The 24,345-nt window shown below is 59.2% G+C and carries 24 protein-coding genes and 1 tRNA gene; 12 read left to right on the top strand and 13 right to left on the bottom strand.

The genetic code is table 11. The annotated features are described in order from the left end of the window. Positions 1-41: 41 nt before the first annotated feature. The 4 genes from JQ848_RS21400 to JQ848_RS21385 form a co-directional block, all read right to left on the bottom strand. Positions 42-117, bottom strand: a tRNA-Phe gene (locus JQ848_RS21400). 104 nt (positions 118-221) lie between these two features. After that, complete coding sequence (locus tag JQ848_RS21395; RefSeq protein ID WP_003438557.1) at positions 222-494, bottom strand: oxidative damage protection protein; 273 nt, start codon at positions 492-494, stop codon at positions 222-224. Continuing rightward, positions 491-1,558, bottom strand: a complete 1,068-nt coding sequence (gene mutY / locus JQ848_RS21390; protein WP_003438558.1) for an A/G-specific adenine glycosylase — start codon at positions 1,556-1,558, stop codon at positions 491-493. Before mutY ends, JQ848_RS21395 begins: the two co-directional genes overlap by 4 nt. Continuing rightward, positions 1,555-3,768, bottom strand: coding sequence for an AsmA family protein (locus JQ848_RS21385; RefSeq protein WP_003438559.1), 2,214 nt, complete (start codon positions 3,766-3,768; stop codon positions 1,555-1,557). The genes mutY and JQ848_RS21385 overlap by 4 nt, the downstream gene beginning before the upstream one ends. 294 nt (positions 3,769-4,062) lie before the next feature. Between JQ848_RS21385 and JQ848_RS21380 the strand changes: the two genes are divergently transcribed. From JQ848_RS21380 to JQ848_RS21350, 7 genes are all read left to right on the top strand, one after another. After that, positions 4,063-5,724 (top strand): OFA family MFS transporter, encoded by a 1,662-nt coding sequence (locus JQ848_RS21380; protein WP_003438560.1) that lies wholly within the window; start codon positions 4,063-4,065, stop codon positions 5,722-5,724. A 177-nt stretch (positions 5,725-5,901) separates the two neighbouring features. Then, a complete protein-coding gene (hisB, locus tag JQ848_RS21375) occupies positions 5,902-6,495 on the top strand; it encodes an imidazoleglycerol-phosphate dehydratase HisB (RefSeq protein WP_003438561.1) in 594 nt (197 codons plus the stop codon). Then, positions 6,495-7,133, top strand: coding sequence for an imidazole glycerol phosphate synthase subunit HisH (gene hisH, locus JQ848_RS21370; RefSeq protein WP_003438562.1), 639 nt, complete (start codon positions 6,495-6,497; stop codon positions 7,131-7,133). Before hisB ends, hisH begins: the two co-directional genes overlap by 1 nt. Further along, positions 7,133-7,390 carry a DUF2164 domain-containing protein gene (locus JQ848_RS21365; protein WP_003438564.1) on the top strand — a complete coding sequence of 86 codons (258 nt, stop codon included), beginning with the start codon at positions 7,133-7,135 and terminating at the stop codon, positions 7,388-7,390. Before hisH ends, JQ848_RS21365 begins: the two co-directional genes overlap by 1 nt. A gap of 111 nt (positions 7,391-7,501) precedes the next feature. Next, positions 7,502-8,239: a 1-(5-phosphoribosyl)-5-[(5-phosphoribosylamino)methylideneamino]imidazole-4-carboxamide isomerase gene (hisA, locus tag JQ848_RS21360; RefSeq protein WP_003438566.1), complete on the top strand. Its 738-nt coding sequence runs from the start codon at positions 7,502-7,504 to the stop codon at positions 8,237-8,239. Positions 8,240-8,249: 10 nt separating this feature from the next. Then, positions 8,250-9,020 carry an imidazole glycerol phosphate synthase subunit HisF gene (gene hisF, locus JQ848_RS21355; protein WP_003438568.1) on the top strand — a complete coding sequence of 257 codons (771 nt, stop codon included), beginning with the start codon at positions 8,250-8,252 and terminating at the stop codon, positions 9,018-9,020. A 63-nt stretch (positions 9,021-9,083) separates the two neighbouring features. Continuing rightward, a complete protein-coding gene (locus JQ848_RS21350; protein ID WP_010656320.1) occupies positions 9,084-9,839 on the top strand; it encodes a substrate-binding periplasmic protein in 756 nt (251 codons plus the stop codon). Between the two features lie 145 nt (positions 9,840-9,984). Here JQ848_RS21350 and JQ848_RS21345 read toward each other — a convergent pair whose 3' ends face one another. The 4 genes from JQ848_RS21345 to gpmI form a co-directional block, all read right to left on the bottom strand. Continuing rightward, positions 9,985-10,767, bottom strand: a complete 783-nt coding sequence (locus tag JQ848_RS21345; RefSeq protein WP_003438572.1) for a divergent polysaccharide deacetylase family protein — start codon at positions 10,765-10,767, stop codon at positions 9,985-9,987. A gap of 1 nt (position 10,768) precedes the next feature. Further along, complete coding sequence (locus tag JQ848_RS21340) at positions 10,769-12,082, bottom strand: S41 family peptidase (protein ID WP_003438574.1); 1,314 nt, start codon at positions 12,080-12,082, stop codon at positions 10,769-10,771. 35 nt (positions 12,083-12,117) lie between these two features. Beyond that, complete coding sequence (locus JQ848_RS21335; protein WP_127195690.1) at positions 12,118-13,404, bottom strand: murein hydrolase activator EnvC family protein; 1,287 nt, start codon at positions 13,402-13,404, stop codon at positions 12,118-12,120. A gap of 165 nt (positions 13,405-13,569) precedes the next feature. Further along, positions 13,570-15,105 carry a 2,3-bisphosphoglycerate-independent phosphoglycerate mutase gene (gpmI, locus tag JQ848_RS21330; RefSeq protein WP_003438583.1) on the bottom strand — a complete coding sequence of 512 codons (1,536 nt, stop codon included), beginning with the start codon at positions 15,103-15,105 and terminating at the stop codon, positions 13,570-13,572. A gap of 148 nt (positions 15,106-15,253) precedes the next feature. Between gpmI and JQ848_RS21325 the strand changes: the two genes are divergently transcribed. From JQ848_RS21325 to secB, 3 genes are read left to right on the top strand one after another with little or no spacing between them, the layout of a single operon-like run. Next, a complete protein-coding gene (locus JQ848_RS21325; RefSeq protein WP_003438586.1) occupies positions 15,254-15,667 on the top strand; it encodes a rhodanese-like domain-containing protein in 414 nt (137 codons plus the stop codon). A gap of 2 nt (positions 15,668-15,669) precedes the next feature. After that, complete coding sequence (grxC, locus tag JQ848_RS21320; RefSeq protein ID WP_003438589.1) at positions 15,670-15,924, top strand: glutaredoxin 3; 255 nt, start codon at positions 15,670-15,672, stop codon at positions 15,922-15,924. Positions 15,925-15,965: 41 nt separating this feature from the next. Further along, positions 15,966-16,451: a protein-export chaperone SecB gene (secB, locus tag JQ848_RS21315; protein WP_003438592.1), complete on the top strand. Its 486-nt coding sequence runs from the start codon at positions 15,966-15,968 to the stop codon at positions 16,449-16,451. Positions 16,452-16,598: 147 nt separating this feature from the next. On the opposite strand, the gene JQ848_RS21310 is transcribed toward secB, so the two are convergent. Then, positions 16,599-17,054, bottom strand: coding sequence for a tRNA (cytidine(34)-2'-O)-methyltransferase (locus JQ848_RS21310; RefSeq protein ID WP_003438595.1), 456 nt, complete (start codon positions 17,052-17,054; stop codon positions 16,599-16,601). Here JQ848_RS21310 and JQ848_RS21305 point away from each other — a divergent pair. Then, complete coding sequence (locus JQ848_RS21305) at positions 17,053-17,490, top strand: hypothetical protein (protein WP_010656316.1); 438 nt, start codon at positions 17,053-17,055, stop codon at positions 17,488-17,490. The two genes, JQ848_RS21310 and JQ848_RS21305, sit on opposite strands and share 2 nt — an antisense overlap. 407 nt (positions 17,491-17,897) lie before the next feature. On the opposite strand, the gene ntrC is transcribed toward JQ848_RS21305, so the two are convergent. From ntrC to glnA, 4 genes are all read right to left on the bottom strand, one after another. Continuing rightward, positions 17,898-19,331, bottom strand: coding sequence for a nitrogen regulation protein NR(I) (gene ntrC / locus JQ848_RS21300; protein ID WP_010656315.1), 1,434 nt, complete (start codon positions 19,329-19,331; stop codon positions 17,898-17,900). Further along, on the bottom strand, positions 19,328-20,413 hold the full coding sequence (gene glnL / locus JQ848_RS21295) for a nitrogen regulation protein NR(II) (protein WP_003438604.1): 1,086 nt from the start codon (positions 20,411-20,413) through the stop codon (positions 19,328-19,330). Before glnL ends, ntrC begins: the two co-directional genes overlap by 4 nt. Positions 20,414-20,637: 224 nt before the next feature. Continuing rightward, positions 20,638-20,925, bottom strand: coding sequence for a hypothetical protein (locus tag JQ848_RS21290; protein ID WP_202211135.1), 288 nt, complete (start codon positions 20,923-20,925; stop codon positions 20,638-20,640). A gap of 216 nt (positions 20,926-21,141) precedes the next feature. Beyond that, complete coding sequence (gene glnA / locus JQ848_RS21285; RefSeq protein WP_003438610.1) at positions 21,142-22,548, bottom strand: glutamate--ammonia ligase; 1,407 nt, start codon at positions 22,546-22,548, stop codon at positions 21,142-21,144. 333 nt (positions 22,549-22,881) lie between these two features. On the opposite strand from glnA, the gene thiI reads away from it, so the two are divergent. Further along, entirely contained in the window at positions 22,882-24,336 is a 1,455-nt protein-coding gene (thiI, locus tag JQ848_RS21280; protein WP_029612550.1) for a tRNA uracil 4-sulfurtransferase ThiI, read from the top strand. Positions 24,337-24,345 lie beyond the last annotated feature (9 nt).

Here is a 24,345-nt window from a genome sequence, read left to right as displayed (position 1 = left end):
TTTGCTTTGAGGTGGTGCGAACACCACATCAATGCTGAATGTGGTGCCCAGAGACGGAATCGAACCGCCGACACGGGGATTTTCAATCCCCTGCTCTACCGACTGAGCTATCTGGGCAACGGGGCGCATTAGAAGCCTTTTTCGATTATCCGTCAAACACTTTTTTGAAAAATATTTAACTATTACCGTCGCTTACGGGCCAAACCCAATAAAACCGGGGATTATTCGGTCGGCGGAACATAGCCTTCAGCTTGTGCGTATTCCTCGCCGCTGAAGAACTTATCCATTTCGCCCTGCAAATATTTTCGGTCTTCGGCGTTCATCATGTTCAAACGCTTCTCGTTGATGAGCAGCGTTTGGTGTTTTTGCCAGTCTGCCCATGCCTTGGCCGAGACGTGATCGAAAATGTCCTGGCCTTTGGCGCCCGGAAACGGAGCGCGCTCAAGAGCGGGCAATTCTTCTTTGTACTTGCGGCAGATGATGGTGCGGGTCATGACGACTCTCCTGGATTCAATAGCTCGGCTGCGCGTTTGAGCAGCTTCTTGACCGGGGCGGCAAGGCCCAGGCGCGGCGGGGTGGCGAGGTTATACCAGAGCCAGTCGGCCTCGGCCACGTGATGGCCGGACTCTTCGACGTGGACCAGCCAGGGTTCGATGGCCAGCTGGAAATGGCTAAAGGTGTGGGTAAGGCCGGGCAGTTCCTGTTGCAGCCCCAGCGTAAGGGCGTGCTGCAGTGCCAGATGTTCGATGTCTTTCAGGTCATCCAGTTCGGGCAGGCTCCAGAGTCCGCCCCACAGCCCGGTTGAGGGGCGGCGGTACAGCAGAATCGCCCCCTGGGCATTGGCCAGCATTGGCATCAGGGTGCGTTTTTGCGGGATGGTCTTGCGTGGCTTGGGGATCGGGTAGCGGGTCTCCAGGCCCAGCAAGTGCGCTTCACAGCCGCTTTCGAGGGGGCACAGCAGGCAGCTGGGCTTGCTGCGAGTGCAAAGCGTGGCGCCCATGTCCATCATCGCCTGGGTATAGGCGTTGACCCGGTCCTGGGGAGTGAAGCGCTCTGCGGTGGCCCACAGCTGTTTGGCAACCTTGGGTTCGCCGGGATATCCCTCTTGCGCCGTATAGCGCGCCAGCACCCGCTTGACGTTGCCGTCGAGGATCGGTGCACGCAGGCCCATGCTCAGGCTGGCGATCGCACCGGCAGTGGACAGGCCAATGCCGGGCAGCTCCACCAGTTTTTCGACATCCCGCGGGAATTCGCCGCCATATTCAGCGACGACGATTTTCGCGGTCTTCTGCAAATTGCGCGCACGGGTGTAGTAGCCCAGCCCGGTCCACAGGTGCAGCACTTCGTCTTCCGGGGCGGCGGCCAGGGCCTGGACCGTAGGCAGAGAGGCCATGAACCGGTCGAAGTAGTTGAGCACAGTGCTGACCTGGGTCTGCTGCAGCATGATTTCCGAGACCCATACCCGGTATGGGGTGATGCCCTGTTGCCAGGGCAGGTCGTGGCGGCCGTGGCGGTCATACCAGTCCAGTACCGCCACAGAAAATTGCTCGTCTCTCATCGGTTAAACAGCCCCTTGAGGGCGTTTTTGAGTTCCGGGCTGACCTTGTCGCCGAGTTTCTCTTCAAGCTTCTCGCTGATTTTATTGCCCGCCACTTTGGCGGCGACTTTGCCCAGGCCTTCCTTGTCCAGACGGCAGGCCTTGGCGCCCAGCTCCAGCGGACCGCGACAGCGCAATGGCAGTTCGATGCCGACAAAGTTCTTGCCGACCTGACACGCCGGGTCCGGCATGGCGCGGGTGTCGCCTTCAATGGTGATACCGATGCGGTAATCCATGCCCAGCACGCGCAGGTCGATGTCGCCATCACCTTTTACGCTCATGCCGGGAATGCGCACGATCATGTCCGGGTTGCTGGCCACGCCGTTACGGAATACCAGGCTGCCCTTGAGTTCCTTGAACGGAGTGTCTTTGCCCGGTGGCGTGCCGCTCAGGGTTTTGCGATTAAGCACGGAGATGCCTTTGCACAGCTGTTGTTCAAGGTTGGCGTTGAGCAGCACGCCGTTGTTGAGCACAAAGCTTGCCGTGCCGTTGAGGCTTTGAACCAGTGCGTTCTGGTTGTCGCCGCTGCCTGTAACGTTGCTGTTGAGGGTCAACAGGCCGGTCACCGGCGGTTTTTGACCCTGGCTCTGGAGGATTTTTTCCACCGGTACGTTGTTGATCCGGGTTTGCAGGTTGGCCAGTGGCAGCATCGGACGTACATCGAGGCTGCCGTTGGCGGCGAACGTGCCTTTGTAGAGGTTGCCGCTGAGGTTCTGCAGAGTGAGCAGGCCGTCTTTGCTACTGACCTTGAGGGCTGCGTTCTGGATCGGCAGTTTCGTTACGGTCAGCTGGCCAAAGCTGAGATCGGCATCCAGGTCCAGTGTCTTGAGGCGCGTGACAGGAATGATCCTGGTCGTGCTCCAGCCGCTTTTGGTTGGAGCCTCTGGCAATGGCGTATCGCCTGATGCGGCCAATGCGCCGGCTTCGTTGCCTTGCACTTCTGTTTTACGTGCGGCGCTGGCGCTGCTGGCCTCGGCCGATTTGGGCGGCAGGTAGCGATCAGCGTCGAACGTGTCGCCTTTGAGCTGAATGCGCAGGGCTTGTTTGGCGAAGTCTTCAATGGCGATACGGCCGGTGAAGCTGCTGTCATCGACTTTCAGGTTGAGTTCGTCGAAGGCCAGGCTGGTGGGGCTGCCGGAGAGGCGGCTGACCAGTTCGACTTTGCTCAGGCTACCCGGTGCCATTGGCGGCAGAGTGTGGCCGATGCTGTCGAGGAAGGTGGCCAGGTTGAGCTGGGCAATCGACACGCCGCCGCTGATCTGTGGCGTGCTGTCCAGATTATTGGCCTTGAGTTCACCCAGGGCGCGCAGTTGGTTGGCTGATATCTTCAGGCCGCTCCATTCGGCGACGTTGGCTGCCAGATCCACCAGTATCTGCCCTTGGGCAGCGAAGGTCATGGTCTTGCCTTGCAGCGGCTCGCCTGAGGCTTCGCCCACCACTTTCAGGTCTTCGATCTGATAGCGCTTGAGCACACGGTCAAACCGCAGCTTGCCGTCGACTTCGGTTTTGACCCGCATCACCGGCTTGTTGGTGCCCAGAAACGCAGTGAGTTTGACCGGGGTGCTGGTGGCTTCGTGAACCGGGCCGGTACTCAACTGGATGCTTTCGGCGCTGAATTGCTGGCCGTTTTGCTCATCGTTGTACTCAACCCGGGCGTTGTTCACGGTCAGGCTGTCGATATCCAGTTTCAGCGGCTGGCTGACGCTGTCCGGCTTGCTCACGGTTTCAGTGCTGGCGACCGGGGTCTCGGTACTCACGCCCGCAGGTGCCGGCTTGCCGATGTCCTGCCAGTTGCCGTGGCCGTCCTTGTCCCGGGTCAGGCGCAGGTTCAGGCCTTCGACCCGCACATCGCTCATCTGCACTTCTTTGCGCAGCAGTGGCAGTACGCGCACTGACAGACCCAGCATTTGCAGGTCGGCAAAAGGTTTATCAGGTGCCGCCAGGGTGGCGACGCTGGCGTCGTGCAGCTCCAGACCGAGCCAGGGGAAGAGGCTCCAGCCGATGTCGCCATTGAGCGTGAGCTCAATGTGGGCTTTGTCGCGGGCTATCTGGCGGATCTCGTCTTTATAGTCGTTGGGATCGAACAGATGGCTCAGAGCAAAGCCCAGAGCCACGATGATCAGCAACAATCCGAGAAGCACCAGACCCAGGATTTTGCCGAACGCTTTCATGGGCGAGTCCTTGTAAGTCTGAGTGAAGGGAAATTTTAAAGTTGGTCGCAGAGTATAGCGTCACGGGCAGGCCGACTGGGGGTGGATAGTGCCGGATCGGTCCGCTGAGCAAACACGGCATAAGCGTGGGCATTTTCCTGTGTTCAAGTGGTAATCTTCGGCTGTTTTTCGGGCCTTCTGCGGCGCATTGTCGCGCCTTGAAATGAATCCTACAAAAAATGACTCGTGCTGCAGGGCACCAAAGTCGGGGGTTCCGCGCGTCCGGGGAGCACTTCATCCATGGGGGAAACAATAATGAGTACCAGCACCGCTGAAGGCAGTCTTGCCTCAAAGCCTGCGTTCCTGTCAAAGGAGCGCATCATCGCCAGGCCCGGTTTCAACCGCTGGCTGGTTCCGCCGGCCGCCTTGGCCATTCACTTGTGTATCGGCATGGCCTACGGGTTTTCCGTGTTCTGGCTGCCGCTGTCCAAAGCCCTGGGCGTGACTGCGCCAGTGGCTTGTGCGCCGGACATGAGTTTTATCGCCCAGGTGTTCTCTTCGCAATGTGACTGGCCGATCTCCATGCTCGGCTGGATCTACACCCTGTTTTTCATCTTCCTCGGCTGCTCGGCAGCTGTATGGGGCGGCTGGCTTGAACATGCCGGGCCGCGCAAGGCCGGTGTGGTTTCGGCATTGTGCTGGTGTGGTGGCCTGCTGGTTTCCGCACTGGGCATTTATACCCACCAGATCTGGCTGATGTGGCTGGGCTCGGGGGTAATTGGCGGTATCGGTCTGGGTCTGGGCTATATCTCGCCGGTGTCGACGCTGATCAAGTGGTTCCCGGACAAGCGCGGCATGGCGACCGGTATGGCGATCATGGGTTTTGGCGGTGGCGCCATGGTGGGCGCGCCGTTGGCCGCTGCGCTGATGGGCCATTTTGCCGGCCCGGACGGCGTGGGCGTGTGGCAGAGCTTTGTAGTCATGGCCGCGATTTACTTCGTGTTCATGATTGGTGGCGCCTTGTCGTACCGCGTGCCGCCTACCGGCTGGAAGCCTGAGGGCTGGACTGCGCCGGCGAAAAAAGCCGCCAATGCGATGATTACCCAGCGCCATGTACATGTGAGTGTTGCCTGGAAAACCCCGCAGTTTGCACTGGTGTGGCTGGTGCTGTGCCTGAACGTGTCTGCCGGTATCGGCATTCTGGGTATGGCTTCGCCGTTGTTGCAGGAAGTGTTCGCGGGCAAATTGCTGGGTAATGACCTGACATTCAGCCAGCTGGATGCGGCGCAGCTGGCGCAAATCGCGGCGATTGCGGCCGGCTTTACCGGTCTGTTGAGCCTGTTCAACATTGGCGGGCGCTTCTTCTGGGCTTCGTTCTCCGATTACCTGGGGCGTAAAAACACCTACTTTGTGTTCTTTGCCCTGGGTTTTGCCTTGTATGCGCTGATTCCGAACCTGGGCCATCTGGGCAACGTGTCACTGTTTGTGGCCGCGTTCTGCATCATCCTGTCGATGTACGGCGGCGGCTTTGCCACAGTGCCGGCTTACCTGGCGGATCTGTTCGGTACGCAGATGGTGGGGGCGATTCACGGTCGGCTGTTGACTGCGTGGGCTGCGGCAGGTGTGCTGGGGCCGGTGCTGGTCAACTATTTGCGTGAGTACCAGCTCAGCATCGGCGTCGAGCGTGCGGCGGCCTACGACATCACCCTGTATATCCTCGCCGGTCTGCTGGTGCTGGGCTTTATCTGCAACTTGCTGGTACGCCCGGTGGCTGACAAGTACTTCATGACTGACGCGCAACTGGCGGCCGAACAGGCGCTGGGGCACGACAAGGGAGCCGATGCCAGCACCTCGCTGGAATGGAAAGCGGCCTCCGGCAGTCTGCCGCTGGTCATCGCTGCCTGGCTGGCAGTGGGCATTCCGCTGCTGTGGGGCGTGTGGGTGACAGTGCAGAAGACTGCGGTGTTGTTCCATTAATACCGCTGCCTGACCCGCAGGAGCGAGCGTGCTCGCGAGCTTTTAAAGGGCTCGCGAGCACGCTCGCTCCTACCGAATGACTCAGTCCGTCAGTCATATTCCCTTCCATGTTTCTGTTTGCCTGACCCGTGCCTATAATGGCCACCTTTTTCGCCCAATGATTTTGCGGAGCTGGTGATGGCCGAACGTAAGGCGTCAGTCGAGCGCGATACTCTGGAAACCCAGATCAAAGCCTCGATCAACTTGGATGGTACCGGTAAGGCCCGATTCGATATCGGCGTTCCTTTTCTTGAGCACATGCTCGACCAGATCGCCCGACACGGGCTGATCGACCTGGACATCGAGTGCAAAGGCGACCTGCATATCGACGATCACCATACCGTCGAGGATGTTGGCATTACCCTGGGCAAGGCCTTCAGCCAGGCCGTCGGCGATAAAAAAGGCATGACCCGTTACGGTCACGCCTACGTGCCGCTGGACGAAGCGCTGTCGCGCGTGGTCATCGACTTTTCGGGCCGTCCGGGCCTGCAAATGCACGTGCCATACACCCGCGCCACCGTGGGCGGCTTCGATGTCGATCTGTTTCAGGAGTTCTTCCAGGGCTTCGTGAACCACGCCAACGTCAGCCTGCACATCGACAACCTGCGCGGCACCAACACCCACCACCAGATCGAAACCGTGTTCAAGGCATTCGGCCGCGCGCTGCGCATGGCTGTCGCGCTGGACGAACGTATGGCCGGGCAAATGCCGTCGACCAAGGGCGTGCTCTGATGCAGACAGTGGCGGTGATCGATTACGGCATGGGTAACTTGCACTCGGTGGCCAAGGCGCTGGAGCACGTTGGCGCCGGGAAGGTACTGATTACCAGCGATGCCAATGTGATTCGCGAAGCTGACCGCGTGGTGTTCCCCGGTGTGGGCGCCATTCGGGATTGCATGGCCGAAATCCGTCGCCTGGGTTTCGACTCGCTGGTGCGTGAAGTCAGCCAGGACCGTCCTTTTCTCGGGATTTGCGTCGGCATGCAAGCCATGCTCGACAGCAGCGAAGAGAACGGTGGGGTTGATTGCATCGGCCTGTTTCCCGGTCAGGTGAAGTTTTTCGGCAAGGATCTGCACGAAGACGGCGAGCACCTCAAGGTGCCGCACATGGGCTGGAACGAAGTGCAGCAGAAGGTCGATCACCCTCTGTGGCATGGTATCCCTGACATGTCGCGCTTCTATTTCGTCCACAGCTACTACATTGCGGCGGGCAATCCTCGCCAGGTGGTCGGTGGCGGGCACTACGGCGTCGATTTTGCGGCCGCGCTGGCTGACGGCTCGCGTTTCGCGGTGCAATTCCATCCAGAGAAGAGCCATACCCACGGCTTGCAACTGCTGGAAAATTTCGCGGCCTGGGACGGACGCTGGTAATGGCGCCTCGCAAGAAGCCGCCGATTCTCACGCTCACCCCCGAGCAAGAGAACGAAGCCAACAGCAAGATCAAACGCTTTATGCAGGACCGCTTCGAACTGGACCTGGGTTCATTTGAAGCGGCTGAAATCCTTGAACTGTTCACCCGCGAAATCGCGCCGCATTACTACAATCGCGCGATTTTCGATGTGCAGACGCACCTCAAAGAGAGGTTCGAGAGCATCGAAAGCGACCTGTGGGCACTCGAAAAGAATTGAGTCAGTTGCAAGTTCCAGGCTTCAAGCTGCAAGTTAGGGGCAAGATCGCACTCCGCTCTTTCTTGCAGCTTCAAGCTCAACGCTTGCAGCTCTTTTGACGAAGGAAAAAGCATGCTGATTATCCCCGCTATCGATCTTAAAGACGGTGCCTGTGTACGTCTGCGCCAGGGCCGTATGGAAGACTCCACCGTGTTCTCCGATGACCCGGTGAGCATGGCCGCCAAATGGGTAGAGGGCGGTTGCCGCCGCCTGCACCTGGTTGACCTGAACGGCGCCTTCGAAGGCATGCCGGTCAATGGCGAGGTGGTGACTGCCATTGCCAGGCGCTACCCGCAGTTGCCGATCCAGATCGGTGGCGGCATCCGTTCGCTGGAAACCATCGAGCATTACGTCAAGGCTGGCGTCAGCTACGTGATTCTGGGCACCAAAGCGGTGAAGAACCCTGAGTTTGTGGCTGAAGCCTGCCGCGCCTTCCCCGGCAAAATCATTGTCGGCATGGACGCCAAGGACGGCTTCGTCGCCACTGATGGCTGGGCTGAAGTGAGCACCATTCAGGTCATCGACCTGGCCAAGCGTTTTGAAGCCGACGGCGTATCGGCCATCGTTTATACCGACATTGCCAAAGACGGCATGATGCAGGGCTGCAACGTGAGCTACACCGCGGCCCTGGCAGCAGCCACCAGCATTCCTGTGATCGCTTCGGGCGGTATCCATAACCTGGGTGATATCAAAGCCCTGATGGACGCCAAAGCGCCCGGTATCGTCGGCGCCATCACCGGCCGTGCGATTTACGAAGGCACCCTGGACGTGGCTGAGGCGCAAGCCTTCTGCGACGCCTACAAGGCCTGAGGAGAACGGCATGGCGCTGGCCAAACGCATCATCCCTTGCCTGGACGTGGATAACGGTCGGGTCGTCAAGGGCGTCAAGTTCGAGAACATTCGCGATGCCGGTGACCCGGTGGAAATTGCCCGTCGTTATGACGAGCAGGGTGCCGACGAGATTACCTTTCTCGACATCACTGCCAGCGTCGACGGCCGTGACACCACGTTGCATACCGTCGAGCGCATGGCCAGCCAGGTGTTTATCCCGCTGACCGTGGGCGGTGGCGTGCGTTGCATTCAAGACATTCGCAACTTGCTCAATGCCGGTGCCGACAAGGTCTCGATCAATACTGCAGCGGTGTTCAACCCCGAGTTCGTGGGGGAGGCGGCGCAGCATTTTGGTTCCCAGTGCATCGTGGTGGCAATTGATGCGAAGAAGGTTTCCTTGCCGGGCGAAACCCCGCGCTGGGAAATCTTCACCCATGGCGGGCGCAAGCCGACCGGGCTCGATGCAGTCGAGTGGGCGATGAAGATGGAAGGCCTGGGGGCCGGTGAGATCCTGCTGACCAGCATGGATCAGGACGGCATGAAAAGCGGCTTCGACCTGGGCGTGACCCGTGCCATCAGCGATGCGCTGGGTATTCCAGTGATCGCTTCGGGCGGTGTCGGCAACCTGCAGCACCTGGCGGACGGCATCCTCGAGGGCCATGCCAGCGCGGTACTGGCGGCGAGTATTTTCCACTTTGGCGAATACACCGTGCCAGAGGCCAAGGCCTACATGGCTGAGCGCGGGATTGTGGTGCGCTAGGCACTGGACAGCATGGCGGGCCCACGGCACTCTTGGGCACGCCATGGATTTAGGTCGTCTGTCATGTTCAAACCTTTGTTGCTCGCTCTCGCCACTTCTGCCCTGTGCCTGACGAGTGCTGTTTTTGCAGCTGATACTTCGCGTTACTCGCTGGTGCTGCTGACTGAAAACTTCCCGCCGTACAACATGGCCAAGAACGGCAAGAACTTTGCCCAAAACCAGAACCTGGAAGGCATTGCCGTCGAAGTTCTGCGCGAAACCTTCAAACGGGCCGATATCGGTTACAGCATGACCCTGCGTTTCCCCTGGGAGCGCATCTATCACCTTGCCCTGGATAATCCCGATTATGGCGTGTTCGTCACGGCCCGGATCCCCGAGCGCGAAGCCTTGTTCAAATGGGTCGGGCCCATCGGCCCGGATGACTGGGTGTTGCTGGCCCGGGCCAATAGCCCTATTACCCTGACCTCCCTTGAGCAGGCCCGGCAGTACAAGGTAGGCGCCTATAAGGGTGATGCCATTGCCCTGGCCCTGGAAGAAAAAGGGATGGCGCCGGTGATTGTGCTGCGCGATCAGGACAACGCCAGAAAGCTGCAGGCCGGTCAGATTGACCTGTGGGCCACAGGTGATCCGGCAGGCCGATTTTTGGCGCGTCAGGTAGGTATTTCGGGGTTCAAGACCGTACTGCGTTTCAATCAGGCGCAGCTTTATCTGGCGTTGAATAAAGAGGTGCCGGATGAGGTGGTGGCCAGGTTGCAGAAGGCCCTGGATCAGTTGCGGGCCGAAGGTGTGGTCGACAAGATCAGCGACAAATACCTCTGAGCCTGACCTGACCTGACCTGACCTGACCTGACCTTGACCCTGATCTGATCTGATCTGTAGGAGCGAGCTTGCTCGCGAGCTTTGCATTGAAGAGCTCGCGAGCAAGCTCGCTCCTACAGGGAGGTAGGGAGGCAGGGCAGGGGGCTTAGCGGTAAACCCCGTCCTTGCCGTGTCCGGCCATGGCCTTGTTGCTGCGCACGCCGATCATTTGCCTGATATCGATCCACTCAATGCCCTGGGCCTTGAGCTTGGGCAATTCGCGTTCAAGTACGGCAAGGGTCTGGGGGTAGGGATGACCGATCATCACTGCCGATCCTTGTTTATGCGCCAGCTTGATCGCAGTTTGCAGTTGAACGGCAATCGCCTCTTCGGTCCGCACATCGTCCAGAAATACATCCCGCGACACGCTGGCCAGGCCAATCTTCTGCGCCTGGGCCGCGGCGACCGTCTGGGCGCTGGTGCGGCTGTCGACGAAGAACTTGTGCCGTTGCTGCAGGTTTTCCATCAGCCAGGCCATGGCCTGCGGCTGTGAGGTCATGCGGCTGCCCATGTGGTTGTTGATTCCACTGGTGTAGGGCACGGCCTTGAAGGCAGCCTCGAGGCGCTTTGCCAGTTCGTCGATCGGCAAGTCGGGGTGCCAGGCAAACGGGCCGGTCGCCGGGTCCATGGGCATGTGCAAGATGACGATCTTGCCGGCCTTGTGGGCTTCACGGGCAAATTCGGCGGCATGGGGGGTGTCGGGCATCACGGCGGTGGTGACCGGGCCGGGCAACGCCAGCACGCGGCGGTCCCGTGGCAGGTTTTGCCCAAGGTCATCAATGATCAGGCTCAGGTAAGCCTTGTGCGGTGTTGCGGCCGGGCTGGCCGGCGCCGCGTGGGCGGCACCGGTCAGGCAGCAGAGCAGGGCAAGCAGCGACGAAAAACGCATCTCAGTTGCCGCGCGTAATGCTCAGGCCTTTGAGCAGGCTCAGGGCCTGGCTCAGCTGGAAGTCGTCATCCTGCGGCATCGGCTTGGCTTTGGGGCCCGAACCGCTGGGCTTGTCTGCACCGCCGTTACCGTTGCCGAGGTGACCTTGCAGGTCGGCCTCTTTGTAGTACTCGGTGTCTTGCTCGCGGGTAATCTTGGCGCGGCTGACTTCGATGTCCGGCACGATGCCCTGGGCCTGGATCGAACGGCCGTTGGGGGTGAAGTACAGCGCGGTGGTGATCTTCAGTGCGCGGTCATTGTTCAGTGGCAGTACGGTTTGCACCGAGCCTTTGCCGAAACTGGTGGTACCCATCACCACGCCACGTTTCTGGTCCTGCAGGGCACCGGCGACGATTTCTGATGCCGAGGCGCTGCCGCCGTTGATCAACACCACCAGCGGAACGCCCTCGCTCAGGTCTTTGCCGGTCGCGGAGAAGCGCAGCTCGGAGTTGGCGATGCGGCCTTTGGTGTAAACGATCAGGCCCTTGGTGATGAAGTGATCCACCACTTCAACGGCCGATTGCAGGACTCCGCCCGGGTTGTTGCGCAGGTCGAGAATGATGCCCTTGAGTTTTTTGTTGCCGTTGTCCCGACGCAGCTTGGACAGCGCGGCGGCGACTTCTTCGCCGGTCTTGACCTGGAACTGGGTAATGCGGATATAGCCGTAGCCGTCTTCAAGCAGCTGGCTCTTGACGCTTTTGACCTGAATGTTGGCGCGGGTCAGGGTCACGTCGAACGGCGTGCCGCCATTACGCACCAGGGTCAGGGTGATTTTCTGACCGATCTTGCCGCGCATCAGGTCGACCGCCTCGGTCATGCTCAGGCCACGGGTGGGCTGGCCGTTGATCTTGACGATAAAGTCGCCGGCCTGAATCCCGGCCTTGCTCGCCGGGGTGTCGTCGATTGGCGAGACGATCTTGATATTGCCGTCTTCGGAGCCGACTTCGATGCCAAGCCCGCCGAATTCGCCGCTGGTGCTCTCTTGCAGTTCGGCGAAGTCTTCAGGGCCCAGGTACGCGGAGTGCGGGTCAAGGTTGCTGAGCATGCCCTTGATGGCGTTTTCGAGCAGGGTCTTGTCATCCACAGGTTCAACATACGCAGCCTTGATCCGGTCCATGACCTCGGCAAATGTGCGCAGCTCGTCCAGCGGCAGTGGCGCCTTGGCGCTGTTGGCAGGCACCGGATGAGCAGCCGGCTCGGCAGCAAATGCCAGAGGCGAGCCGATCACCAGAGCGATCATCAGGGCCAGCGAGTTGAGGCGGGACAAATGCTGCATGTTGAACGAACTCCTACGTTTTAAAAGTGATGGGCTCATCCTTGAGCGCGACACCATTGTGCAGGGTCGCTGGGGCGGCCCTGCTGACGAATAGCAAAATACAGTGCGGGGGTCGCCTGACCACCGCTGTTACCGACGGTAGAAATCACCTCTCCGGCTTTAACGATATCGCCGGCCGACTTGAGCAGTGTCTGGTTGTGGCCATACAGGCTCAAGTAGCCGTTGCCGTGGTCCAGAATCACCAGCTGGCCGGCGCCGCGCAGCCAGTCGGCAAACACTACGCGACCACCATGTACCGCATGCACCGGGGTGCCTGCACCGGCGCTGATCATCACCCCGTCCCACTTGGTACGGGCATCATCACCACGGCTTTCACCGAAGCGCGCAAGCAATCGACCATCAACTGGCCATGGAAGTTTGCCCCGTGCCTGAGAAAAAGGTCCGCCGTAGGACACACCGGCACTCGAAACCAGGGCGCCCGGCGTCGATTTGACCGGTTTGCGCGGGGCGTCGGTGGCAACCGCTTCAGCCTCCCGTTGACGTTTCTTCTCTGCTTCCTGCTGGGCAATCAGGGCTTTTTGCCGAGCTGCCTCGGCTTCACGGGCCTGGCGGGCGAGGGTCTCTTCAATGGTCTTGAGGACTTTAGCCAGATCGGCCTGATCCTGCTCGCGAGCCTGCAGCTTTTGATCGCGGTCTTTAACGTCGGAATTCAGTTTGGCCAGCACTAGCTGGCGCTCTGCACGGACTTTATCCAGTGCGGCGCGCTGCTCATCGAGGCTGCTTTTCTGGGTCAGCAACTGGGCCTGTTGCAAGTTGATGTCGGCTTCGACATTGGCCAGTTGGCGCAGGGTTTCGTTGAAACTCTTGAGCTGCTCCAGGCGGGCCTGGCTCAGGTAGTCGTAATAGGTGAGGGTTCGGGCGAACTTCTCGGGGTTTTGCTGGTTGAGCAGCATCTTCAGGTATTCCTGACGTCCGCCCTGATAGGCGGCACGGGCCTGAATGGCGATCAGGCGTTGCTGTTCAAGTTTTGCGCTGTGGAGTTTTTTTTTCTCGCTATCTAGGCGCAGCAGCTCGCCTTCACTCTTTTTTAGTTCTTTTTGCAGGGTTTCTACCTGCTTCTCCAGCTTGCCGATTTCGGTTTCGGTACCGCGCAGGTCTTTTTGCACGCCGGATTGTTCTTGCTGAAGCTGGCCAAGGCGTTTTTTTAGCTCGCCAATGTCCTGGCGGGTAGCTTCCAGCTGTTGTTGGGTTTGTGCGCGCTCGTCGGCAAACGCCGGTTGGAGCAGGCATGCGAGGGTCAGGGCTATAAGGGCGCGAAGCATGGGGCGGGCGACACCTGGGGAACGGGACGGCCTAGTATGCCCGCCATCGTTACCTATAAGAAATGGATGGAAGTGAAATAGTAGCTGCAGATCCTGTACGCGAAATTCCTGCAGGAGCGAGCTTGCTCGCGAGCCTTGAAAGCTCGCTCCTGCAGGTGCATGGCTTTAAGCGTCGAGCAAAATGCTCTTGCCGGTCATTTCTTGCGGCTGCGCCAGGCCCAGCAGCTTGAGCATGGTCGGTGCCACGTCGGCCAATACGCCACCTTCACGGACCTCGAATGCACGCTTGCCTACATAGATGAACGGGACCGGTTCACAGGTGTGGGCGGTGTGCGCCTGGCCAGTGGTGTCGTCGGACATCTGCTCCACGTTGCCGTGGTCGGCGGTGATCAGGGCTTCGCCACCGACCTTGTCCAGCGCTTCGACGATGCGGCCGACACAGGCATCCAGGCATTCAACAGCCTTGACCGCAGCATCGAATACACCGCTGTGGCCGACCATGTCGCCGTTGGCGTAGTTAACGACAATCACGTCGTAACGCTGGTGCTCGATGGCATCGACGATCCTGTCGGTGACTTCGGGTGCGCTCATTTCCGGTTGCAGGTCGTAGGTCGCCACTTTCGGCGACGGGATCAGAATGCGCTCTTCACCCGGGAACGGTTCTTCGCGGCCACCGGAGAAGAAGAAGGTCACGTGGGCGTATTTTTCGGTTTCGGCAATGCGCAGCTGGGTTTTGCCGTTTTTCGCCAGATAGTCGCCGAGTACGTTTTCCAGGCTGCCGGGAGCAAATGCGCTAGGCGCCGGGATGCTGGCGGCGTATTGGGTCAGCATCACGAAGCCGGCCAGTTTCGGCTGGCGTGCACGTTCGAATTCCTTGAAATCGTCTTCAACGAATACGCGGGTCAGTTCGCGGGCCCGGTCGGCACGGAAGTTCATGAAGACCACGGCGTCGCCGTCTTCGACCTTGACCGGCTCACCAATGGTGGTGGCTTTGACGAATTCGTCGCTCTCGCCACGGGCGTAGGCAGCTTCCAGGCCCTCCTGGGCGGTGGCGGCGTTGAACTCGCCCTTGCCGTCGACAATCAGGTTGTAGGCCTGGGATACGCGGTCCCAGCGGTTGTCGCGGTCCATGGCGAAGTAGCGCCCGATCAGGCTGGCGATACGGCCTTTGCCCAGGGCCTTGAAGGCCGTGTCCAGCAGTTCGATGGACGAACCTGCACTTTTTGGCGGAGTGTCGCGACCATCGAGAAACGCGTGCAGGTAGATTTTTTCGGCGCCGCGCTTGAAAGCCAGTTCGGCCATTGCCACGAGGTGGTCCTGGTGGCTGTGAACGCCGCCTTCGGACAGCAGGCCCATGATGTGCACGGCCTTGTCTGCAGCCACGGCTTTGTCGACCGCGGCGCAAATGGTCGGGTTCTCGAAGAACTCACCGTCGCGGATCGACTTGGTGACGCGGGTGAAATCCTGATACACCACGCGGCCGGCGCCGAGGTTCATGTGGCCAACCTCGGAGTTGCCCATTTGGCCGTCTGGCAGACCGACATCCATGCCCGAGCCTGAAATCAGGCCGTTTGGCATGCTCGCGCAAAGACGGTCGAGCACCGGTTTTTTGGCCGCATAGACGGCGTTGCCCTTGTGGCTTTCACTGTGACCGAAGCCATCCAGGATGATCAGGACCAAAGGTTTAGGCGTGGTAGTCATAGATCCCACTTGTGGCTGGTTTATTGGAAGGTGTGAAGAAGACGCGCAGTTTAAAGCGAAGTTCATGTGACGTCACCGCCGGGCGGGGTTTGGCCGACCAAGGCGGCTGTGTATACTGGCCCACATTTTACGACCCTGGAACCTTCTGATGGTTGAGCACCTGATTGCATTTGCGACTTCTCACTACCTGCTTGTAGGCGCGTTTGTCATCCTGTTGGCGCTGTTGATCGCCCACGAGATGAGCCGAGGCGGGCGCAGCATCAGCACGGGCGAACTGACCGGTCTGGTCAATCGCGACGAAGGCGTGGTGATTGATATTCGCCCGGTAAAAGACTTTGCCGCCGGCCACATCGTGGGTTCGCTGAATATTCCGCAAGACAAGTTGATGGCGCGCATTGCCGAGCTGGACAAGCACAAGGGCAAGACCATTATCCTGGTTGATGCCCAGGGCCAGCATTCAGGCTCCCACGCCCGTGAGCTGCTCAAGGCCGGCTACAACGCTGCCAAACTGTCCGGCGGCATTGGCAGCTGGCGCGCCGACAACCTGCCAGTGGTGAAGTAAAAATGTCCAAGGTCACCGTTTACTCCAGCGATTATTGCCCTTACTGCATCCGAGCCAAGGCTTTGCTTGAAAACAAGGGTGTAGCCTTTGAAGAAATCAAGGTCGACGGCAAGCCTCAAGTACGGGCCGAAATGGCTCAGAAGGCAGGTCGTACGTCGGTGCCGCAAATCTGGATTGGCGAGAAACACGTTGGCGGATGCGATGACCTGTTTGCCCTGGAGCGCGCAGGTAAATTGGATGCGCTGCTGAACGTCTGACTCTCATTCTCTATAAGCCCCAAGATCAACAAGGATCTGTGATGACTGACCAACAGAACACCGCTGCTGTTAGCGATGAAGACACCGCTCCACAATTTTCCCTGCAGCGTATCTACGTGCGCGACCTGTCGTTCGAGGCCCCTAAAAGCCCGGCGATCTTCCGTCAGCAGTGGGAGCCGAGCGTTGGCCTGGATCTGAACACCCGTCAAAAGCCGCTGGAAGGCGACTTCCACGAAGTGGTCCTGACCTTGTCGGTTACCGTGAAAAACGGTGACGAAGTGGCGTTCATTGCTGAAGTTCAGCAGGCTGGCATCTTCCTGATCAAAAACCTTGATCCGGCGTCGATGAACCACACTCTGGGCGCGTTCTGCCCGAACATCCTGTTCCCGTACGCCCGTGAAACCCTGGACAGCCTGGTTACCCGTGGCTCGTTCCCGGCGTTGATGCTGGCTCCGGTGAACTTCGATGCCCTGTACGCGCAAGAATTGCAGCGCATGCAGGAAGAAGGCAGCCCGACTGTTCAATAAACAGTCGATGCCCAATAAAAAAGCGCCTTGATGGCGCTTTTTTATTGCCCTTGTCCAAAGGCAACCTGTAGGAGCGAGCTTGCTCGCGAGCTGTTGGCGCATGGAAAAGCTCGCGAGCAAGCTCGCTCCTACAGGTTTTTTTGCGTACTACTTGAAGTCCAGCTGGCGCCAGGCCTCGTACACAGCCACGGCCACGGTGTTGGACAGGTTCAGGCTGCGGCAACCTTCACGCATCGGTAGACGCAGGCGGTGGTCGCCGTCCAGCGCATCCAGCACTTCTGGCGGCAGGCCCCGGCTTTCCGGGCCGAAGATAAAGGCATCACCTTCGGCAAACCGGGCGTCGTGGAACGGCCGTGAACCTTTGGTGGTAAAGGCGAACAGTCGCGGATGGCCCAGGCTTTCGAGGCAACTGGCCAGATCGGCATGGCGCTTGAGCGGCGCGTACTCGTGGTAATCGAGCCCGGCCCGGCGCAAGCGCTTGTCGTCCAGCTCAAAACCGATAGGCTCGATCAAATGCAGGTGGCAGCCGCTGTTGGCGCACAGCCTGATAATGTTGCCGGTATTCGGCGGAATTTCTGGTTGAAAAAGGATGACGTGAAACATGCACGGCTCCGAACTTAAAGATAGGCAGCATTCTACGCCTGAAGAAGACCCGCGGCCGAAACTATGGCCACGGGTTTTAGGTTCTTTGGTGATAGTCGGTGTAATGGTGGGCATGATGATCGGGCGTTTGACCGCGCCTGTGCCGGTTGAGCTGCAGCAAGTGGAGGTGTTGCCCGGTGCGCTGGTGGTGTGGTTCAGCGATGAGCCCAAGCTGCATGGCGAGCTGGTTGATGGCACGCTGGGGTTGCTGTTCGATGCCAGGGGCAAGCCGCAGAACGGCCAGTTAAAGCTGGGTGACAAGGTGGTGAACTGGCGGCTACGGCATACCGATGGCGGGTTGCTGCTGACCTTGGTGGCGGCCCGTGCGCTGCAGGGCGACTGGGCCGGAGCGTCCCGGGACGGGCGCTGGCGACTGCAGGTAAACCTGCGGGAGTAATAAAAGAGGGAATTGCGGCCTGCCTGTACCGGTTCCCCAAAATCGTTGTGCGCCTCGATGCATAAGGCATCAAGGCTGCGGGTGTAAAAGTGGGGAGTCTTGACCTGCCTGTATCAAGGTCCCCTAAAGCGTTATCAGGGTTATTGCAGGGTGCATGCCAGTTCTGGTTTTTCTGCCTGATTTTTTTCCTTGATATGCAAAAGCCCCGGAATCCGGGGCTTTTCTGGGACTGCTGTTTTGGGTTGTCGATGTTGCTGTAACCATTGATCCAGAGCTGTGCACACAAATAGTGCGTGTTGCCTGAAGCTGGTGCGGTCCTGCAGGAGCGAGCTTGCTCGCGATCGTTCAGGCCGATCACAGGGGTGCCATCGCTGGCCAGCCGGCTCCCCCATCATCGCGCCGCCGAGTCATGCCTCGTCGCTGTCATCCTCGTCGCTATCAATCTTCATCCCCAGCTCCTTGATCTTGCGGGTCAGGGTGTTGCGGCCCCAGCCCAGCAGCACGGCTGCATCGCGACGACGGCCTGCGGTGTGCTTGAGGGCGGTCTCGATCATGATCCGTTCAAACGTCGGCACGGCACTGTCGAGCAGGTTGGACTGACCCCGGCCCAGCGCCTGATCAGCCCACTGACGCAGGGCCTGTTCCCAGTTGGTGACCGGCGACGTGTCCTGCTGCAGGTTCAGCAGCTCGGGTGGCAAGTCGCTGATATGCACTTCGCGGCCCGAGGCCATCACCGTGATCCAGCGGCAGGTGTTCTCCAGCTGGCGCACGTTGCCCGGCCATGGCAGGTTTTTCAGGTATTGCTCGGTCTCGGCCTTGAGCAGCTTGGGCTCGACAGACAGCTCTTGCGCGGCGCTGCTGAGAAAGTGGCGGGTCAGGGTCGGGATATCCTCGCGACGGTCCGACAGGCGCGGGATATGAATGCGGATCACGTTCAGACGGTGGAACAGGTCTTCACGGAACTTGCCGGCCTGGACCAGGGTTTCGAGGTTCTGGTGGGTGGCGGCAATGATCCGCACATCGACCTTGACCGGCGTATGACCGCCGACCCGGTAGAACTCGCCATCGGCCAAGACCCGCAGCAGGCGCGTTTGGGTGTCGGCGGGCATGTCGCCGATTTCGTCCAGAAACAGGGTTCCGCCATCGGCTTGCTCGAACCGGCCGCGCCGCAGGTTGGCGGCTCCGGTGAAGGCACCTTTCTCGTGGCCGAACAGCTCGGACTCCATCAGGTCCTTGGGGATGGCCGCCATATTCAACGCAATAAAAGGCGATGCTGCGCGCGGACTATGGCGATGCAGGGCGTGGGCCACCAGCTCTTTACCGGTGCCCGACTCGCCATTGATCAACACCGTGATGTTGGAGTGGCTAAGCCGGCCAATGGCGCGAAACACCTCTTGCATCGCCGGGGCTTCACCGATGATTTCCGGCGTGCGTGCCAGCGCTGGAGGGACGGCCAGGCCTTGTTGTTCCTGGGCGTGCTGGTTGGCACGCTTGACCAGGGACACGGCTTCGTCGACGTCGAACGGCTTGGGCAGGTATTCGAACGCGCCGCCCTGATAGGACGCCACCGCACTGTCGAGGTCGGAGTGGGCGGTCATGATAATCACGGGCAGGCGGGGGTGCTGTTCGCGAATCTTGGCCAGCAAGTCCAGACCGCTGGCGCCGGGCATGCGAATGTCCGAAATGATCACGTCGGGCTGCTGGCGGGCGAGGCGGCTCATCACCCCGTCGGCGCTGTCGAAACTTTGTGTGGTCATGCCTTCCTGTTGCAAGGCTTTTTCCAGGACCCAACGGATAGAACGGTCGTCGTCGACGATCCACACGGTTTCACTTCGGCTCATGTCGATGCGGCTCCTTGTTCCAGTGGTAGAAAGATCGAGAAGAGTGTGTGGCCGGGGTGGCTCTCACACTCGATCAATCCCTGGTGCTGACTGATGATGTTCTGGGTAATGGCCAGTCCGAGCCCGGTGCCGTCAGGGCGGCCGCTGACCATTGGAAAGAACAGAGTGTCTTGCAGCTCGGGGGGGATGCCCGGGCCGTTGTCGATAATTTCGATTTTGGTCACCAGTCGATGGCGGATATGGCCGATGGTGAACTGGCGCATGGCCCGGGTACGCAGGCTGATGCGGCCCAGGCGCAGCTCGTTCTGGCTGCCAATGGCCTGCATGGCGTTACGTACAATATTGAGTACTGCCTGAATCATCTGTTCACGGTCGATCAGCAGGTCGGGCAGGCTCGGGTCGTAGTCGCGCACCAGCGTGATGCTGCCCTGTGTTTCGGCCTCGACCAGATTGCACACCCGCTCCAGCACTTCATGCACATTGGTCATGGCCAGCGATGGCAGCTTGTTGGAGCCCAGCATGCGATCTACCAGATTACGCAGGCGATCGGCTTCTTCGATGATGACGTTGGTGTAGTCCCGCAGGCTTTCATCGGGTAGCTGGCGGGCCAGCAACTGGGCCGCCCCGCGAATGCCGCCCAGCGGATTCTTGATTTCATGGGCCAGGCCGCGCACCAGCATCTTGCTGGTTTCCTGCTTGGACAGCTGGGCTTCTTCCTTGGTGATGCGCAGCAGCCGGTCGCGGGGGTGCACTTCAAGCAGCAACATGGTGCTGCCGTGGCTCAGGATCGGGGTCACGGCGTAGTCCACCGTCAGGTTCTGGCCGGTGAGCGAAGTCAGCATGGCTTCGCGCTTGGTGAACGGGTGCGCTTGCTCAACCGCCTGGCGCAGCGAGTGCAAGGCTTCGGTGGACTCAGTGAACAGTTCACTGATGAATTGCCCATGACTGCGTTGGCCACTGATGGCCAGCAGCATTTCCGCCGCCGGGTTCATGTACTCAAGACGCAGGTCGGCATTGAGCAGCAGTGTGGCTGTGGTCAGATTATCGAGTAGCAGTCGGTGCAGGGCATCACTGATGGTCATGGGCCGATCCCGGATTGCATGCGCGGGTGAGGCGCTGAGACTAGGAAAATGCAAAAAACAAACCAAGGCTCCGAAAAGAAGCGTTATTCGCCTGAAATAGGGGGTTGCAGCCCTTTTAGATGGCGTTTATGCGCTTGGAGTGAGTCGTTTTGAACCAAATTGGGCTGGCAAGTGTGTCTTCGCTCTGTTGTTGCACCAATATAGTGCAGATTTGCTGAATAGATTCAGTTCTCTGCGAGACGGTCTTGTACCGCCTGACGATGCGGGTCGCGATCAGGTTTGATCGCTGGCCCGGGCGCTTGTTCGGGCAACAGCATGGAGGAGGGGATCAAGGTCGACGAATACTTGAATGCTGCGATCCGGTTTGCGGGTTGCACGGATATCGGCTCTGCCTGGACTCCTGCCAGGGGTACGTTGCTGAAGATCAAGCTGGCGTTGTCGGGGGCCTGGCGATAGACCTGCGCGCCAGCCGGGTGGGCAAAAACAAGCAGCAACAGTACTTTCGGCATCATCGCAGGCCGCCATCCCGTGGGAAGAAAAGGCGGTCATTCTGGGGCAGTGCTGATGGCTTTAATGTAGGGCGGGGCCTTTCTCGGCCGGGTCAATGGCAGCCGTTCCTGTCGGAATTTTTGTGGTCGCGCAATCGGCCAGGGATAAAGTGCCGGGCATAAAAAAGGCCTCCCGAAGGAGGCCTCTTGGTAACGCCTGCACGGGCAGGCGTTGCTGGATCAGCAGCTGTAGTACAGCTCGTATTCCAGTGGGTGTACGAAGGTGCGAACCTTGATTTCTTCTTCGCTTTTCAGTGCGATGTAAGCGTCGATGAAGTCGTCGCTGAAAACGCCGCCTTTGGTCAGGAACGCACGACCTTTATCCAGCTCTTCCAGGGCTTCTTTCAGGCTGCCACAAACCTGCGGGATCTCTTTGGCCTCTTCAGGCGGCAAGTCGTACAGGTTTTTGTCAGCTGCGTCGCCCGGGTGGATCTTGTTCTGGATACCGTCCAGGCCAGCCATCATCAGTGCTGCGAAGCACAGGTACGGGTTGGCTGCCGGGTCCGGGAAACGTGCTTCGATACGGCGCGCCTTAGGGCTCGACACGTAAGGAATACGGATCGAAGCGGAACGGTTGCGAGCCGAGTAGGCCAGCATTACCGGAGCTTCGAAGCCTGGTACCAGACGCTTGTAGGAGTTGGTGGCCGGGTTGGTGAAGCCGTTCAGGGCCTTACCGTGCTTGATGATGCCGCCGATGAAGTACAGGGCGGTGTCGGACAGGCCGGCATAACCTTCGCCTGCGAAGGTGTTCTTGCCATCTTTGGAGATGGACATGTGAACGTGCATACCCGAGCCGTTATCGCCGTACAGAGGCTTGGGCATGAAAGTAGCGGTACGGCCGTAGGCGTCTGCCACGTTGTGTACGCAGTACTTCAGGGTCTGAACTTCGTCAGCCTTTTTCACCAGGGTGTTGAACTGCACGCCGATTTCGTTCTGGCCGGCAGTTGCCACTTCGTGGTGGTGCACTTCGATGACCAGGCCCATTTCTTCCATGGCGTTGCACATGGAGGTACGGATTTCGTGGTCGTGGTCGAACGGAGGAACCGGGAAGTAGCCGCCCTTGATACCTGGACGGTGGCCACGGTTGCCGCCTTCCACGTCCTGGTCGGACATCCACGAACCTTGTTCGGAGTAGATCTTGAACATGGAACCGGAGATGTCGGACTTGAACTTCACTTCGTCGAAGATGAAGAACTCTGGCTCCGGACCTACAAATACGGTGTCGCCGATACCGGTGGACTTCAGGTATTCCTCGGCACGGGTGGCGATGGCGCGCGGGTCGCGATCGTAGCCTTGCATGGTCGAGGGTTCGATGATGTCGCACACCAGAATCAGGGTTGGCTGTTCGGTGAACGGGTCCAGAACGGCAGTGCTGTCGTCCGGCAGCAGAATCATGTCGGACGCTTCGATGCCTTTCCAGCCAGCAATGGAGGAGCCGTCGAACATTTTGCCGTCGGTGAAGAAGTTTTCATCCAGCGCATCACGGGCCGGCATGGTCACGTGGTGCTGAGTGCCTTTAGTGTCAGTGAAGCGCAGATCAATCCACTTGACGTCATGATCTTTGATGAGTTGAACCGACTTCGACATAGTGTCCTCCGGGGTGGCTTCGGGCTAGGTAGTGGAGAGCCCGTTAAAGGTGGTTGATGCCGGCGCGAATACTCTGCCAAGGCAACCTGCCTCACAAGGGAGCAAATTGCATGCCAGTGCCCCGACTTGGGCGTAATGCCCCAATCTCAAGCAGATAAGGGCCGCAGACTACCGATTAAGGCGTCTTGCCGCACTCAAATGAAGCGAAAACCGACGCTTTTGACCTGTTTTGGTGCATCGAAAACCGTTTGTACGATAACTGGTTAAACCTTGAGCAATTTCCGCTATAATCCGCGCCCCCCTTTTTTGGCAGGCTGCTCGCGCGCTGTTTTCATGAAACTAATCGTTAAAGTCTTCCCCGAAATCACTATTAAGAGCCGTCCGGTTCGGATGCGTTTCGTCCGCCAATTGGCTAAAAACATCCGCGCTGTGCTCCGCGATCTGGACCCGGCTGTGGTGGTGACGGGCGTGTGGGACAACATCGAGCTGCAAACGCGCGTGACCGACCCCAAAGCCTTGAAGGAGATGACTGCGCGCCTGAGCTGCATGCCGGGCATCACGCATTTCCTGCAGGTCGACGAGTACCCGTTGGGTGACTTCGATGACGTGGTCGAGAAGTGCAAACTGCACTTCGGCGATGCGCTGGCAGGCAAGATTTTTTCCGTGCGCTGCAAGCGCGGCGGCAAGCACCCGTTTACCTCGATGGAAATCGAGAAATACGTCGGCAGCAAGCTGCGTCGTGAATGCGGTGCGGCAGGAATCGACCTGAAAAAACCGGAAATCGAAGTCCGCTTCGAAATTCGCGACCAACGGTTGTTTGTGATTCACAGCCAGCACGACAGCATCGGCGGTTTCCCGCTGGGCTCGCTGGAGCAGACCCTGGTGTTGATGTCCGGTGGTTTCGACTCCACCGTTGCCGCCTACCAGATCATGCGCCGCGGCCTGATGAGCCACTTTTGCTTCTTCAACCTCGGCGGGCGTGCCCACGAACTGGGCGTGATGGAAGTCGCGCACTATATATGGAAGAAGTACGGCAGCTCCCAGCGCGTGCTGTTTGTCAGCGTTCCTTTCGAAGAAGTTTTGGGGGAAATTCTCGGCAAAGTCGATAACAGTCATATGGGCGTCATTTTGAAGCGTATGATGTTGCGCGCTGCAACCCGTATCGCTGAGCGGCTCGATATCGAAGTGCTGGTTACCGGTGAAGCGATTTCCCAGGTTTCGAGCCAGACCCTGCCCAATTTGTCGCTGATCGACTCGGCTACTGACAAATTGGTTCTGCGTCCGCTGATCGCTAGCCACAAGCAGGACATCATTGATCAGGCGGTTGAAATCGGTACGGCCGATTTTGCCAAGCACATGCCTGAATATTGCGGGGTGATTTCGGTCAACCCCAAGACCCACGCCAAACGCAACCGCGTGGAGTACGAAGAACAACAGTTCGATATGGCCGTGCTCGAGCGTGCGCTGGAGCGGGCCAAACTGGTGCCGATTGATCGGGTGATCGATGAGTTGGGCCAGGACTTGCAAGTCGAAGAAGTCAGCGAAGTGCTGGCGGGCCAGATCGTGATTGACATCCGTCACCCGGATGCTCAGGAAGATCAACCGCTGGAACTGGCTGGCATCGAAGTACAAGCGTTGCCGTTTTATGCTTTGAACAGCCGCTTCAAGGAACTGGATGACACCCGTCAGTACCTGTTGTATTGCGACAAAGGCGTGATGAGTCGCCTGCATGCTCACCATTTGCTCAGTGAGGGGCATGCCAATGTGCGCGTTTATCGACCGAGCTAAGAGCCCGGG

The sequence above is a fragment of the Pseudomonas paraversuta genome, assembly GCF_904067025.1.
In the GTDB taxonomy this organism is placed as follows: Bacteria; Pseudomonadota; Gammaproteobacteria; order Pseudomonadales; family Pseudomonadaceae; genus Aquipseudomonas; species Aquipseudomonas paraversuta.
Note: the sequence above shows the minus strand (reverse complement) of the source record. Positions and strands in the feature narration are given on the sequence as shown.

What these genes read in the sequence shown, in the direction of transcription:
- mutY (WP_003438558.1), bottom strand. Translation starts at nt 1,558, where the DNA reads ATGAGAGACGAGCAATTTTCTGTGGCGGTACTGGACTGGTATGACCGC.
- hisB (WP_003438561.1), top strand. Translation starts at nt 5,902, where the DNA reads ATGGCCGAACGTAAGGCGTCAGTCGAGCGCGATACTCTGGAAACCCAG.
- hisH (WP_003438562.1), top strand. Translation starts at nt 6,495, where the DNA reads ATGCAGACAGTGGCGGTGATCGATTACGGCATGGGTAACTTGCACTCG.
- JQ848_RS21305 (WP_010656316.1), top strand. Translation starts at nt 17,053, where the DNA reads ATGCACGGCTCCGAACTTAAAGATAGGCAGCATTCTACGCCTGAAGAA.
- JQ848_RS21335 (WP_127195690.1), bottom strand. Translation starts at nt 13,404, where the DNA reads ATGCTTCGCGCCCTTATAGCCCTGACCCTCGCATGCCTGCTCCAACCG.
- secB (WP_003438592.1), top strand. Translation starts at nt 15,966, where the DNA reads ATGACTGACCAACAGAACACCGCTGCTGTTAGCGATGAAGACACCGCT.
- JQ848_RS21380 (WP_003438560.1), top strand. Translation starts at nt 4,063, where the DNA reads ATGAGTACCAGCACCGCTGAAGGCAGTCTTGCCTCAAAGCCTGCGTTC.
- hisA (WP_003438566.1), top strand. Translation starts at nt 7,502, where the DNA reads ATGCTGATTATCCCCGCTATCGATCTTAAAGACGGTGCCTGTGTACGT.
- gpmI (WP_003438583.1), bottom strand. Translation starts at nt 15,105, where the DNA reads ATGACTACCACGCCTAAACCTTTGGTCCTGATCATCCTGGATGGCTTC.
- thiI (WP_029612550.1), top strand. Translation starts at nt 22,882, where the DNA reads ATGAAACTAATCGTTAAAGTCTTCCCCGAAATCACTATTAAGAGCCGT.
- ntrC (WP_010656315.1), bottom strand. Translation starts at nt 19,331, where the DNA reads ATGAGCCGAAGTGAAACCGTGTGGATCGTCGACGACGACCGTTCTATC.
- JQ848_RS21310 (WP_003438595.1), bottom strand. Translation starts at nt 17,054, where the DNA reads ATGTTTCACGTCATCCTTTTTCAACCAGAAATTCCGCCGAATACCGGC.
- JQ848_RS21345 (WP_003438572.1), bottom strand. Translation starts at nt 10,767, where the DNA reads ATGCGTTTTTCGTCGCTGCTTGCCCTGCTCTGCTGCCTGACCGGTGCC.
- JQ848_RS21290 (WP_202211135.1), bottom strand. Translation starts at nt 20,925, where the DNA reads ATGATGCCGAAAGTACTGTTGCTGCTTGTTTTTGCCCACCCGGCTGGC.
- hisF (WP_003438568.1), top strand. Translation starts at nt 8,250, where the DNA reads ATGGCGCTGGCCAAACGCATCATCCCTTGCCTGGACGTGGATAACGGT.
- grxC (WP_003438589.1), top strand. Translation starts at nt 15,670, where the DNA reads ATGTCCAAGGTCACCGTTTACTCCAGCGATTATTGCCCTTACTGCATC.
- JQ848_RS21395 (WP_003438557.1), bottom strand. Translation starts at nt 494, where the DNA reads ATGACCCGCACCATCATCTGCCGCAAGTACAAAGAAGAATTGCCCGCT.
- JQ848_RS21340 (WP_003438574.1), bottom strand. Translation starts at nt 12,082, where the DNA reads ATGCAGCATTTGTCCCGCCTCAACTCGCTGGCCCTGATGATCGCTCTG.
- glnA (WP_003438610.1), bottom strand. Translation starts at nt 22,548, where the DNA reads ATGTCGAAGTCGGTTCAACTCATCAAAGATCATGACGTCAAGTGGATT.
- JQ848_RS21350 (WP_010656320.1), top strand. Translation starts at nt 9,084, where the DNA reads ATGTTCAAACCTTTGTTGCTCGCTCTCGCCACTTCTGCCCTGTGCCTG.
- JQ848_RS21325 (WP_003438586.1), top strand. Translation starts at nt 15,254, where the DNA reads ATGGTTGAGCACCTGATTGCATTTGCGACTTCTCACTACCTGCTTGTA.
- glnL (WP_003438604.1), bottom strand. Translation starts at nt 20,413, where the DNA reads ATGACCATCAGTGATGCCCTGCACCGACTGCTACTCGATAATCTGACC.
- JQ848_RS21365 (WP_003438564.1), top strand. Translation starts at nt 7,133, where the DNA reads ATGGCGCCTCGCAAGAAGCCGCCGATTCTCACGCTCACCCCCGAGCAA.
- JQ848_RS21385 (WP_003438559.1), bottom strand. Translation starts at nt 3,768, where the DNA reads ATGAAAGCGTTCGGCAAAATCCTGGGTCTGGTGCTTCTCGGATTGTTG.